This window comes from Roseiflexus castenholzii DSM 13941, assembly GCF_000017805.1.
Classification (GTDB): domain Bacteria; phylum Chloroflexota; class Chloroflexia; order Chloroflexales; family Roseiflexaceae; genus Roseiflexus; species Roseiflexus castenholzii.
In genome coordinates this window covers 4,003,752-4,017,313 of the sequence record NC_009767.1, presented here as the reverse complement: position 1 = coordinate 4,017,313, position 13,562 = coordinate 4,003,752, and the positions used below count along the sequence as shown (strand labels likewise).

The following is a 13,562-nucleotide window of genomic DNA, read 5'->3' as shown; positions in this document are numbered from 1 at the left end:
CGCTTATGATCCCTGCAATTTCGCATGTTTCTCCGATAGTGACGGTCGGCGTGCCAGTATACAACGGCGAGCGCTATCTTGCGCGCGCAATTGAGTCGATCCTTGCTCAGCGATTCGCCGATCTCGAGGTGATCATCAGCGACAATGGCTCAACCGATGGCACCGCTGATATCTGTCATCGCTATGCGCAGCAGGATCGCCGCGTGCGCTATGTGCGCAACGAACGGAATATGGGTGCAGCCTTCAACTACAATCGTCTGGTTGACCTGGCGCGCGGGCGGTATTTCAAGTGGATGGCGCACGATGATCTCTGCGCTCCCGATCTGATCGGCGCGTGCATCGCAATCCTTGAGCGTGAACCGGCGGTTGTGCTCTGTTATGCGCCGACGACATTTATTGACGAGACGGGGCGCCCATTGCGCACGATTCGTGACGGGTTTCATTTCCGTGATCTGCGTCCATCGGATCGCTTCCGCCGGTTTTTGCCGCTGGCGCGTGGTTGGATGAACCCCGTCTTTGGGGTGTATCGCACCGATGTGCTGCGGCAAACGCAGCGGATTGGCAGGTATCCGTCATCGGATATGATCCTGATCGCCGATATAACGCTGCGCGGCGAACTTCACGAATTGTCCGAATCGCTCTTTTTTCGCCGCGAGCATCGTGAGATGTCGGTGCGCGCCAATCCATCGGCGCTCGAACGCCAGCGCTGGTTCGATCCGGCGTATCGCGGGCGCGCGCCACTGGTGCACTGGCAGTGGATTGCGGAATATCTGCGGATTATTCGATGTGCGCCGATCAGTTTGGGGGAGAAGATTCGCTGCGTGACGGCATTGACGCGCTGGGTGCGTTGGACACGTCGTGAGTTGCTCGGTGAGGCGATCATGGCGGTTCGGTACGCGCCCGTGCTGCGAAAATAAAGGCGGGATGCCTGGCTTCAACGGCGTCCGGTGTCTGGAAGGGAAGTCTGTGACCGACCGTATTCGCATCTTGCTGCTCATCGAAACACTCTGGCTCGGCGGGGCGCAGCGCTTGCTTCCCGGATTGGTGACCGGCCTCGATCCGCTGCGTTTTGAAGGGCATATCGTGGCGTTGCACGATGGACCGCTGCGCCAGGAGTTCGAAGCCGCGCGCCTGCCGCTGACGGTGCTGGGTGCGCGTCGTTTCTATGAGCCGCGCGTCGTGTCTGCTATCGCTCGCCTGGTGCGCGCGCAGCAGATCGATGTGATCCATACCCATCTGACCGGCGCCGATATTGTGGGGCGAATGGTTGGCGCACTCACCAGCGTGCCGGTCGTTTCGACGATGCACAATGTTCCGCACGATTACGATCACCAGAAATGGCACCGTCGCGCGCTGCAACGCCTGACTGCGCGGACGCTCGCTGCGCGCCTGGTGATGGTCGCGCCGGGGATTGGCGTCGAGTATATGCGCCGGTGGGGTATTCCGGCTTCGCGCGTGGTTACGATCAATAATTCTGTTCCTATGGAACCGTATCTGGCGATTGCCGAAGGGGTTGCTCCTCATGTTCCGCCGACGGTGACGACGATTGGGAGGTTGACCGAGCAGAAGGCGTACCATCTGCTCCTCGATGCTGCGCGTCTGGTGGTGCGCATACGCCCCGACACCCGCTTCCGCATGGTCGGCGAGGGGCGCCTGGAGGCGGCGCTGCGTCGGCAGGCGCAGGACCTCGGCATTGCGCGTGCCGTATCGTTCGATGGATTGCGGCACGACATCCCGGACATTCTGGCGGAAACGCACGTTTTTGTGCTCTCGTCGCTCTGGGAAGGGTTGCCGGTGACGGCAGTCGAAGCCATGGCAGCGGCGCGTCCGGTTGTACTGACCGATGTTGGCGGCTGTCGCACCCTGGTGACGCCGGGAGTCGAGGGGTGGCTTGTGCCGCCGGGGAATGTCGAAGCGCTGGCAGCAGCGCTCCTCGATGCGCTCGACAATCCTGAGCGCCAGCGCCTGTTTGGTCGGCGTGGACGCGAGAAAGTGCGCCGCGCATTCGGATTGGAACAGTATGTGCGTGGGCACGAACAGTTGTATGAATCGCTGGCAGTGGTGCGCGCTCAGGCGCGCGTCGCGCGCCTGCACCGCTGATCTCTCGGAGGATCGCTATGCCCATTGGCGTCGCCATGATCCTGCACGATTTCTACCCATCCATCGGCGGGGCGCAAACGCATACGCTGGCGCTCAGTCGGGCGCTGCGTGCGCGCGGCATCGATGCGATAGCGGTGACGCGCCCGTATCCTGGAACGCTGGCATATGAAGAGGTTCAGGGCATTCCGACCTATCGCGTTGGGATGCACGGCGGGCGCGTGCTTGCCGGGGTGAGTTACCTGGCCGCCGGTCTTGCGCTGCTCATACGTGAACGAAACCGCTACCAGATTCTGCACTGCCATCAAATGATTTCACCGATGACGCTGGCGCTGATGGCGCGCGCGCTGCCCGAAAAACGACTGGTTATCAATCCGCATGGGCGCGGTCCGCGTGGTGATGTGGCAAAACTGACCAGGTTGCGCCCGCTAACGGGGAAACTGCGCGTTGCAGCGGCGCTGCGCTGGGGTGATGCCTTTGTTGCGATTTCCCGCGATATTCACGATGAATTGTGCGCGATGGGCGTTCAGGAAGAGCGCATATGGGATATTGCCAATGGCGTTGATGTGGAACGTTTTGCGCCGGCCTCACTCGACGAGCGGACGGAACTGCGGCGCCGGCTTGGTCTGCCGGACGGAAGACTGGTCGTCTTCGTTGGGCGGTTGACGGTCGCCAAAGCGCTCGATGTGCTGCTGAACGCCTGGGCGCAACGTGATACGACACTGGCGGACGCGCGGCTGATCATTGTGGGGGATGGCGAGTTGCGCAATGACCTCATGCGTCAGGCGCGCGATCTGGGTGTCGAGCAGTCCGTGATGTTCGCCGGCGCAACCAATGATACGGCAGCATATCTGCGCGCATGTGACGCATTCGTGCTGTCTTCGCGCACAGAAGGGATGCCGGTCGCGCTGCTCGAAGCGATGGCATGTGGTCTGCCGTGCGTCGCCACGTGCGTTGGCGGTTCGATGGAGATCATTGAGGATGGGGTGAACGGGTGCCTGGTGATGCCGGAAGATGCCGGTGCGCTGGCGCGGGCAGTGGCGCAAGCGCTTGCAACGCCAGAGTGGGGCGTCCATGCGCGGCGGCATATTCAGGAGCGATACGCTATCGATACAGTGGCACAACGCTATGTGGCGCTGTACGAACGCCTCGTGAACGGTAGGAGTGCGGGTGCTGTGCGCACTCCTGCGTAAGTCTGGAATCTTAAGGATGACGCCTGTGGACTCACGAAGTGATGCGTACACCCGCTGGGCAGTCGAAGAGATCGAAGCCAGCATCGATCTGAAGCGGCGCACGCTTGAAACGCAGTTGCCGGTCATTGTGGCGATTGCGCAGCGGATTGTCGATACGTTTCGGCGCGGCAACCGGGTGCTGCTGTGCGGCAATGGCGGCAGCGCCGCCGATGCGCAGCATATCGCAGCAGAATTTGTCAGTCGTTTTCGCCGTGAGCGGCGCGGACTACCGGCGATTGCGCTAACCACCGACACTTCAATCCTGACTGCCATCGGCAACGACTATGGGTATGAGCGTGTCTTCGCCCGGCAGGTCGAAGCGCTTGGTCAACCGGGAGATGCAGTGATTGGCATCAGCACCAGCGGAACGTCGGCGAGCGTGCTCGCGGCAATGCGCACTGCGCGCGATGGCGGTATGACCACAATCGGGTTGGCGGGAGCAACTGGCGGGTTGCTGATCGATCACGTAGAGGTGTGTCTGTGTGTGCCGTCGCACAATACCGCGCGGATTCAGGAAGTGCACATCACCGTGGCGCATGTGGTGTGCGAGATTGTCGAACGCGCCCTGTTTTCGTCAGTATGACGATTTTTGTACACGAATCAGCGGGGAACTGATGTCAGATAACAGAGTTGTAATTGCAAAACAATGTGTGACTCGCTATAGTATAAAAAGAACTCTCCGGTTTTCAGTTTCACTGAGTGAAGTATGACGAGAATTGTTCGTAATGACAATCCGCGCGTCAGTATCGGTCTTCCGGTTTACAATGGGCAGCATTATCTTCGCCAGGCGCTGGATTCGTTGTTGAGTCAGACATTTCACGATTTTGAGGTGATCATTTCCGATAACGCCTCGGACGACGCAACGCCTGAGATTTGTCGTAAATATGCGGCGCATGACGCGCGCATCCGGTATGTGCGCCACGATGTCAATCGCGGCGCTTCATGGAACTTCAATTACGTGTTTGGATTGGCGCGTGGCGTCTATTTCAAGTGGCATGCTCACGACGACATGCTCGAGCCGACATTTCTCGAACGGTGTGTGGCGGCGCTTGATCACAGTCCGCGGGTTGTGCTCGCCTTCAGTCGCACGCGCGTTGTCGATCCTGACGGCAACACGCTGTACACCTATGACGAGCGGTTGCGCACCGACTCACCACGTGCGAGTATTCGTTTCCACGATCTGATCTGTGTCGGGCATCCCTGTTTTCAGGTGTTTGGGGTCATTCGCGCAGATGTGCTCCGACGCACGCCGCTGATCGGCGCCTATGTGCCGTCGGACCGCATTCTGCTGGCGCGGTTGGGATTGTTGGGCGCCTTCTACGAAGCGCCTGAGCATCTGTTCATTTCGCGACGGCATCCGACGCAGTCGGTGCGCGCGGCGAAACTGCGCGCCCGCGCCGCCTGGTTCGACCCGGCAAACGAGGGGAAAATCGTGATGCCTCATTTCCGCACGTTGTACGAATATATCAAAGCCATTCGTGAAACGCCGCTTCCACCCGACGAGGCGCGCCGCTGCTATGGTGCGCTGCTGCACTGGATCGCCGCTGATCTGAATTGGGCACGGTTGGGCAACGACGTTGTCCATGCGGCGCGCCAGTTGAGCAGACGCGCATTGCGGCGCATTCGCGCGTTGAATTCTACGACAATCGCACGGAGGAACTCGCTATGAAAGTTGCCATTCTTGCCGGAGGCGTCGGGTCACGCCTTTCCGAGGAGACTGAAGTTAAGCCGAAGCCGATGGTCGAGATCGGCGGTCGCCCGATCCTGTGGCACATTATGATGCACTATGCCCACTACGGCTTCAAAGATTTCGTGATTGCGCTCGGCTATAAAGGTGAGGTCATCAAGAAGTACATGGTCGATTACTGCTCACTCAACAGTAATCTGAAAGTCAACCTGCGCTCCGGTACGGTTGAGATGAACGGCGGCTACCGTCCCGACTGGAATGTCGAGTTGATCGATACCGGTATTCCGACGAACACCGGCGGGCGGATCAAGCGTCTGGCGCCGTACATCGGCAATGAAACGTTTATGCTGACCTGGGGCGATGGCGTGTCGGATGTCAATCTGCACGCGCTGCTGGAGTTTCACCGTTCGCACGGCAAACTGGCGACCCTGACGGCAGTGCGACCGCCGGCGCGCTTTGGTCATCTGGAACTGGACGGCGACCGGATCACGGAATTCAACGAAAAGCCGCAAACCGGCGAAGGCTGGATCAATGGCGCTTTCTTCGTGCTCGAACCGGCAGTGTTCGACTATATTGATGGCGACGATACCGCCTGGGAGCGCGAGCCGTTGCAGCGCCTGGCGCGCGAGGGTCAGTTGATGGCGTACCGGCATACGTCGTTCTGGCAATGCATGGATACCCTGCGCGACAAGAAACTGCTCGAAAGCCTCTGGCAGAGCGGCAATGCGCCCTGGAAAATCTGGGACTGATCGACCTCACCGCTTATCGAAACACAAAATGCGACGCGAAAGGATATCAACGATGCGTGTGCTGGTGACGGGACACAAAGGGTATATCGGAACCGTGCTGACGCCAATGCTGCTCGAGCGCGGCTACGAGGTGCTGGGGCTGGATAGCGATCTGTTCGAGGAGTGTACATTCGGTGCTCCGCCGGTGGATGTGCCGGAAATCCGCAAGGATATTCGCGATGTCGAAGCAGACGATCTTGCGGGTGTCGATGCCATTATGCACCTCGCCGGTCTGTCGAACGATCCGCTCGGCGACCTTGATCCGCAGTTGACCTATGAGATCAACTATCTGGCGTCGGTGCGCCTGGCAATGCTGGCGAAGCAGGCAGGCATCACACGCTTTATCTTCTCGTCGTCGTGCAGTACGTATGGCGCAGCCGGCGATGAGATGCTCGATGAAACCTCGCCGTTCAATCCGGTTACGCCCTATGGGCGCTCAAAAGTGTTGGTTGAACAGGACCTGGCGAAACTTGCCGATGCCGATTTCAGCCCGACCTATCTTCGCAATGCAACGGCTTACGGTGTATCGCCGCGTCTGCGCTTCGATCTGGTGCTGAACAACCTGGTCGCCTGGGCATATACGACGGGGCTGGTCTATCTGAAGAGCGATGGCACTCCCTGGCGTCCTATCGTGCATATTGCCGATATTGCGCGTGCGTTTATCGCCGTGCTGGAGGCGCCGCGCGAATTGATCCACAATGAGGCGTTCAATGTCGGGCGTAATGAGGACAACTACCGCATCCGCGACCTGGCGCAGATTGTGTATGAGACCGTGCCCGGTTGTCGCATTCAGTTCGCCGAGGGCGCGCAGCCAGATAAGCGCAATTATCGCGTTGATTGCTCGAAGATACAGCGTGTGCTGCCGGATTTTCAGCCGGCCTGGGATGCGCGCAAAGGCGCACAGGAACTGTACGACGCCTATCGCTCTATCGGGTTGACACTCGAAGATTTTGAAGGTCCACGCTACAAACGTATCGATCACATTCGGAAACTGATTGTGTCGGGACGTCTCGACTCGTCGCTGCGTCGCTCGGAGCAGGCGCTGGCTGTTGGATCGGCGCAATAACCCCCGTGTGCGAGGACATGTATGCTGTATCGTGTTGAAGAGCGCTGCCGCGCCAGCGGTTCGCCCAATCTGCTGCCGATTCTGTCGTTTGGCGTGACGCCACTGGCGGACCGATTGCTCACGGCGGAGCAACTCGGCGGTGAGGAGCCGTTCGCCCCGTTGACCCTTGTGTTTTGCCCGGACTCGGCGCTGTTGCAGATTCAGGAGACGGTCGATCCCGAAGTGCTGTTCTATGCCGAGTATCCGTATTTTTCATCGGTCTCGAAGTCGTTGCTGAAACACTTCGGTGAGAGCGCGCAGGCGATCATGGCGTCGCGCGCGCTTGGACCGGAAAGCCTGGTGGTCGAGGCTGCCAGCAATGATGGGTACATGCTGCGCAATTTCGTCGAGCGCGGCATTCCTGTGCTGGGGATCGACCCGGCGCGCGCTCCGGCTGAGGCGGCTCGCAAGATCGGCATCCCAACGCTCAATACGTTCTTCACGCAAGAACTTGCGCAGCAATTGCGCAGCGAGGGCAAAGCCGCCGATGTCTTTCTGGCGAATAATGTGCTGGCGCACGTGCCGGACCTCAATGGCTTCGTTCGTGGCATTCGCATCATGCTCAAGGACGATGGCATTGCGGTGATTGAGTGCCCGTATGTTGTCGATCTCGTTGATCATTGCGAGTTTGATACGATCTACCATCAGCATCTGTGTTACTTTTCGGTGACGGCGCTCGACCGCCTGTTTCGCGCCAATGGGCTGTTCCTCAACGATGTCGAGCGCACGCCGATCCACGGTGGGTCGCTGCGCCTGTTTGTGGCGCGTTACGAGGCGGTTGGCGCGCGGGTGTGCGCGCTGCTGGCGATGGAGCGTGAGCGCGGTGTGGATCGGGTTGATTTCTATCTCTCCTTTGCCGAGCGGGTGCGCGCTATTCGTGATGAATTGATGGCGTTGCTCGCCGATCTGAAGCGACAGGGCAAGCGAATTGCCGCCTACGGCGCCGCCGCCAAAGCCACGACTCTGCTGGCGTACTGTCAGATCGATACGCGGTTGGTGGACTTCGTTGCCGATCTGAATCCCTATAAGCAGGGCAAGTTCATGAGCGGCAGCCATCTGCCGATTGTGTCTCCTGCGGCGTTGCTGGAGCAGCAACCGGATTACGTGCTGTTGCTGGCATGGAACTTCGCCGATGAGATTCTGCGCCAGCAGGCAGAGTATCGCCAACGCGGCGGGAAGTTCATTATTCCAATCCCGCGACCGGTGATTGTGTAGCGGTGTTTCTGGCAGGGCGACGGAAGGGGCGTTCGCGCATCGACGGTTCAGTGAATGCTCTGTGCGCGATAGTCGCGCTCAGACTCGCGCTGACCTTTCCGGCGCACCCGGCGGCGCATTCGCCGCACATGCGATCACTGCTTCAGGGGCGTTGCCGCTTGTGACATCACCAGAGGAGAGCACGACCATGCAATCAATAATGTGTCCCGCGTGTGGGTCTGCGGGAATGGACGTTTTCTACGAATTGGAGCGCGTTCCGGCGCATAGCGTTCTCCTGCTCGCCACGCGCGAAGAGGCGGTCAATTATCCGCGTGGCGATATTCGCCTCGGTTTTTGCCGCTCGTGCGGGTTTATCAGCAATACTGCCTTTGATCCGTCGCTTCACGAATATTCGGAGCGCTACGAGGAAACACAGGGGTATTCGCCGACATTCAATGCGTTTGCGCGCAGACTGGCGGAATATCTGGTCGAACGGTATGATCTGCGCGGCAAAGATATTCTCGAAATCGGGTGCGGCAAGGGTGAATTTATTACGCTGCTCTGCGAGTTGGGCGAAAATCGCGGTGTGGGCATCGATCCGGCATATGTTGCGGAGCGGAGCCTGGCGCATCCTGCTGACCGCGTGACGTTCATTACCGATTTCTATTCCGAGCAGTATGCGCACCTCCGCGCGGATTTCGTCGTCTGTAAGATGACGCTGGAGCATATCCACCATACGGCGGCGTTTGTCGGCATGGTGCGACGCGCGCTCGCCGATCAACCGCAGACGACCGTTTTCTTTCAGATACCCGATACAACGCGTGTGTTGGAAGAGATCGGGTTTTGGGATATTTACTACGAGCATTGTTCCTACTTCACACCCGGTTCGCTGGCGCGCCTCTTCCGACGCTGCGGTTTTGACGTGATCGATCTATGGCGCGATTATGGCGATCAGTATCTGATGATCGAAGCACAGCCGGGAAGCGGGATGGGTCGCGCGTTTCCAGCCCTGGAACACGATCTGGAACGGACCGCTGCCGATGTTGAGACGTTTCGACGCGAAGCGCCGCAGGTCTTGCAGCGCTGGCGGGAGTATCTGGCGCAGCAGCATGCCGCTGGACGCAGGGTGGTGTTGTGGGGGTCGGGGTCGAAAGGGGTTGCGTTCCTGACGACGCTGGGCATCGAACGGGAGATTACCTATACCGTTGATATAAACCCGAACAAGCACGGGACGTTCATGGCGGGAACCGGTCAACAGATCGTCGGTCCGGCGTTTTTGCGCGACTATCAGCCCGATGTGGTCATTGTAATGAACCCGATCTACCGCGATGAGATTCAGCGTGATTTGACGACGCTCGGCGTGACGGCGGACGTGTTGAGCGTGGAGATGTTCGGTCGCGCGGCATCGGCGCTTGTGGGGTGTGCGTGAGTCCTGGAACGCCGTTGCGCGCAATAGCGCCGCCGCAGGTTCCTTTTGTTTCCGCGTGTGGTCTTTTCCGGCAATCCTGCGCATGTATCGTCCGCTCTGGCTGTCAGAGCGCCCACATGCCCTCTGCGAACGCAAGAGAGAGGGAATCAGGGGGGTGAAGACACGAAGGCGCCGGGAAGCGGCAAATATCTCTTGTCTCGAACATCTTTGCCCTTGAGTAGGGGCATTCGGTACGGTTGTATCTTTCGTTTCAGCCCTGGTGGTTACCTATGCGCTATGCGGTCATACTTGCGCTTGGATTGGCAATGGTTCTGATCGGCGGCGTGTTCGCTGTTGAGCCATCTCCTTCTCCGGCGACGCTGACAATTACCGACATTCAGGTCATCCCAGCCGCCAGCAGCGCCACAATTCGCTGGACGACCAATCTCTCGGCAGGCGGCGCGGTCTTCTACGGTCCCGCCGATGGCGCCTGGACGGAGAGCGCTCCTGCCAGCGGCGATGGAACCTCCCATACTGCGTTGCTTTCCGACCTCGTCCCTGCCACAACCTATCGCTTCTGGATCACCGCCTATCGCTCCGACGGGACGAATGCTTTCTCGTCGCCGCAGACCTTTACCACCGCCGTCGCCACTCCCACCCCCACCCCTGCGCTCAGCGCTCCGGCGTCTCTCATGCCGCCCGCCTCCGGTCCCATCGTTTCCGACGACTTCAACCGCACCGGCGGGCTGGATTCCTGGACGTTCGTCGATCCAGGCGGCGCGGCGTATGAGTTGACCGGCACGGACATCCGCCTGATCGTGCCTGATGGTCCGCCGCGCGAGCCGTGGACGAACGGCAACACGGCGGTGCGCCTGCTGCAAGCGGCGCCGGACGCCGACTTCGACGTGATAGCAAAGTTCAACTCGCGGGTGAGCGGGCATATCGCAATGCAAGGGTTGATCGCGCAGACAAGCGATGCGACGACCTTTGTGCGCTTCGACATTTCGAGCCGGAGGAACAGCGCTGGCGTGGAGCAGGTGCGACTGTTCGCCGGATTGGTGAGCGGGACGAGCGCGACGACCTTCAACAACAGTGCGCTCAGTGCGCCAGGGCATCCGGTATGGCTGCGGATGACGCGCAGTGGGACAAATTGGCAGTTTCGCTATTCGTTCGATGGCGCGAATTGGACGCTGTTTACGAATGGGACGGTGATGTTAAGCGTCACGAGCGTAGGGGTGTTCGCGGGGAATGCCGAGGCGAGCGGGCGGTACGCGCAGCCGTTCACGGCGTCGGTGGATTATTTCCACGTGGCGAACGCGCCGCTCCCCGACGATCCGCAGGCGCACCCGGACGCACACGCGCCGCTGCTGGCGTGCCCGCCGCACACGCTGAGCGGGACGACGCTTACCGTGACGGGGTACAGCGACGAGCCGACGACGGCGGAGTTGCGCTACGGGTCGCGCGCGGCGGCGGGAGGTGTGCAGACGAGCGGCTCAGGGCAGACGCACGCCTTCACCATCAGCGGGTTGCAGGCGGCGACGAACTACTGGTATCGGTTGACGGTGACGGACGCAAGCGGGAAGATGGCGCGATGCAGCGGGGTCTTTCGGACATGGCCGACAGCAGTGGGGAGCCAGCCGGTGATCGATATATGGGACGGACCGGTGCAGACGTTCGGAGCGCGGGGGAACCCGCAGCGATGGGTGAATGTGCTGGGGCGGATGAGCGACGCCGACGGGTTCGAGTATAACATGGCAGCGTTTGGGACGGCGGCGTGGCCGCTGCGCTACCGCTTGAACGGCGGAGCGGAGCGGTCGCTGATGCCGGGACCGGGGAGTTACACGAACTCATTCTTGAACTGGCGGCGGGTGTACACAACAGGGGAGTTCAACATTGAGCTGGATCGGGCGGAGTTGAGCGCCGGAGACAACACGCTGGAAATAACGGCGGTGGACCGGCTGGGGAACACGAGTGTGCAAACGGTGACGGTGCGGTATATCCCTGGCGCGACGTGGCCGCTGCCGGATGCGATTGACTGGAGCGTGGTAGAGCGGGTGGGAGAGGCGGCGCAGGCGGTGGACGGACTGTGGGCGCTGGAGGAGGGAAGTGTGCGCCCGGTGTCGACGGGGTACGACCGGTTGCTGGCGATTGGAGATGTGACGTGGACTGACTATGAAGTAACGGCGGCGGTGACGATCCACGAGATCGATATGTATCGCGGGCAGCGACCGAATAGCGGGGGACCGGGGGTGGGGTTGCTGCTGCGGTGGCAGGGGCACTGGGATGCACCGGCAGGGCAGGAGACGCAGCCGCGCTGGGTGTACTACCCGCTCGGAGCGCTGGGATGGTACCGGCTGGAACGGTACCCGGACGCGAGTTCGACGCAGCGGGCGATGCACCTGCATCTGGACACAGGGGCGGCGACAGTGTTTGCGCGCGACCTGAGCGGAATGCGGTTGCGGATGGGGGAGACGTATATGTTCAAGATGCGGGTGGAGACAGTCGCAGGGGGAGGGCAGCGGTACCGGCTGAAGGTGTGGCGGGCAGCAGAGGCGGAGCCGGCGGGATGGACGGTGGACGGGGTTGCGCCGGCGGGAGAGCAACCGCTGGAGCGTGGGTCGCTGCTGCTGGTGGCGCACCACGTCGATGCCAGTTTTGGCAACATTACCGTGCGACCGCTCAGTGGCGTCGGAGGACCGACTGCCACCCCAACACCGACACCGAGCGCAACGCCGACACCGAGCGCAACGCCGACACCGAGCGCAACACCGACACCGAGCGCAACGCCGACACCGAGCGCAACGCCGACACCGAGCGCGACACCAATTGTCGGCGCTTCTCCGTCGGTCGTCTGGTTGCCGCTGGTCACCAACCCGTAAGCGAAGGATGGAGGTGCGCGGTTGTTCCAGAAACGTGTATGATTGTTTCGGCACACAGTCATGCATCGTTGCAGGATCTCACAGTCCGGCAATAAGGAGCACAGGAGTGATGGACCGTACAGTGCGGCGTGCCGGATGCGGCACAACACTGGATTACCTGATGGGTGTGCCGGTATTTGCCGCAATGTTCGAGCAAGTGACCATGCCCCCGTGGACATATGCGACCGGCTACGATCTGTGGGGAGAGTTCGCGCTGCTGAGAGGCGTGGTACAGGCTGCGACAAAGTATGAAGGATTGCTGTTATTTACCGGGCGCGGACGGTTCAAGCCAGAAGTGCTGGCAGTATTTCTCTTGAGTTTTCTACCGCGTCGCTGGCGACCGACCATCGTTTTCTGCGGCGAAGCGTGGGAACCCAACACCGGATGGCGTGCTGTGCTCGACCGCATTCTTGTGCGTTTTGCAGACCGGGCGATCAGTCGTTATGTGTTGCTCTCGAATGACGAATGTCGCCTTTTTCCGCTCGTCTGGGGCGTCGATGCGGCAAAAGTGCGCTTTGTTCCCTACATGTGTTCACTGACCAAAGAAGAGATGCAAGGTGGCGTCGAGGCGGGAACGTATGTATTTGCCGGCGGCAATTCGTTTCGCGACTACGCACCGCTGGTGGAAGCCGCGCGGATGATGCCAGACTATGCATTTGTGTTCGCCACACGCAAATTGGACACCTACCCGAATCTCCCGCCAAATGTTTGCGCAAGGCAGGTTCCACACGATGCGTATGTTCGATTGCTGCGTGGCGCAGCAGTTGTCGTCGTGCCGCTGCGCATGAGAACCTCCCGCGCCAGCGGTCAGCAAACATACCTGAACGCCATGGCGCTCAAGAAACTGGTGATCGTTAATGATGCTCTGGGTGTGCGCGATTATGTTCGCCATGGAGAAAATGGCATAGTGGTGCGCGGAACGCCTGAGAGCTATGTCGAAGCGCTGCGCTGGGCGCTCGATCCCGACCATAAACCGGACATCGAACGGATGATCGAGTGTGCGTATCGGGATGTCGTGGAGCGGTTCAATCCGGTGCATCATGCCTGCGCGCTGGTTTCGATGATGCAGGAGGCGCTTGCCGATGCTATGCAGCACGATGATCGGCGCGCGTCATGTTCTGTGAAATGAGGTT

11 protein-coding genes are annotated in these 13,562 nt (G+C 60.3%); all 11 read left to right on the top strand.

What is annotated here, in order from left to right; all coding sequences use genetic code 11:
* Positions 1–5: 5 nt before the first annotated feature.
* The 11 genes from RCAS_RS15985 to RCAS_RS23420 all read left to right on the top strand — a co-directional run bounded on the left by RCAS_RS15985 (position 6) and on the right by RCAS_RS23420 (position 13,558).
* Positions 6–917, top strand: coding sequence for a glycosyltransferase family 2 protein (locus RCAS_RS15985; RefSeq protein WP_012121577.1), 912 nt, complete (start codon positions 6–8; stop codon positions 915–917).
* Positions 918–966: 49 nt separating this feature from the next.
* Entirely contained in the window at positions 967–2,100 is a 1,134-nt protein-coding gene (locus RCAS_RS15980; protein WP_232280040.1) for a glycosyltransferase, read from the top strand.
* A gap of 17 nt (positions 2,101–2,117) precedes the next feature.
* Positions 2,118–3,290, top strand: a complete 1,173-nt coding sequence (locus RCAS_RS15975) for a glycosyltransferase family 4 protein (RefSeq protein WP_012121575.1) — start codon at positions 2,118–2,120, stop codon at positions 3,288–3,290.
* A gap of 16 nt (positions 3,291–3,306) precedes the next feature.
* A complete protein-coding gene (gene gmhA / locus RCAS_RS15970; protein WP_049768842.1) occupies positions 3,307–3,912 on the top strand; it encodes a D-sedoheptulose 7-phosphate isomerase in 606 nt (201 codons plus the stop codon).
* A 123-nt stretch (positions 3,913–4,035) separates the two neighbouring features.
* Positions 4,036–4,998, top strand: a complete 963-nt coding sequence (locus RCAS_RS15965) for a glycosyltransferase family 2 protein (RefSeq protein ID WP_012121573.1) — start codon at positions 4,036–4,038, stop codon at positions 4,996–4,998.
* Entirely contained in the window at positions 4,995–5,765 is a 771-nt protein-coding gene (rfbF, locus tag RCAS_RS15960) for a glucose-1-phosphate cytidylyltransferase (RefSeq protein WP_012121572.1), read from the top strand. Before RCAS_RS15965 ends, rfbF begins: the two co-directional genes overlap by 4 nt.
* 52 nt (positions 5,766–5,817) lie before the next feature.
* The gene (locus tag RCAS_RS15955) at positions 5,818–6,870 is read left to right on the top strand and encodes an NAD-dependent epimerase/dehydratase family protein (RefSeq protein WP_012121571.1); all 1,053 of its coding nucleotides are present in this window, start codon (positions 5,818–5,820) and stop codon (positions 6,868–6,870) included.
* 21 nt (positions 6,871–6,891) lie between these two features.
* Complete coding sequence (locus RCAS_RS15950) at positions 6,892–8,124, top strand: class I SAM-dependent methyltransferase (RefSeq protein WP_012121570.1); 1,233 nt, start codon at positions 6,892–6,894, stop codon at positions 8,122–8,124.
* A gap of 226 nt (positions 8,125–8,350) precedes the next feature.
* A complete protein-coding gene (locus RCAS_RS15945) occupies positions 8,351–9,532 on the top strand; it encodes a class I SAM-dependent methyltransferase (RefSeq protein ID WP_232280038.1) in 1,182 nt (393 codons plus the stop codon).
* Between the two features lie 269 nt (positions 9,533–9,801).
* A complete protein-coding gene (locus tag RCAS_RS24570) occupies positions 9,802–12,390 on the top strand; it encodes a fibronectin type III domain-containing protein (protein ID WP_012121568.1) in 2,589 nt (862 codons plus the stop codon).
* A 109-nt stretch (positions 12,391–12,499) separates the two neighbouring features.
* Entirely contained in the window at positions 12,500–13,558 is a 1,059-nt protein-coding gene (locus RCAS_RS23420; protein ID WP_012121567.1) for a glycosyltransferase, read from the top strand.
* Positions 13,559–13,562 lie beyond the last annotated feature (4 nt).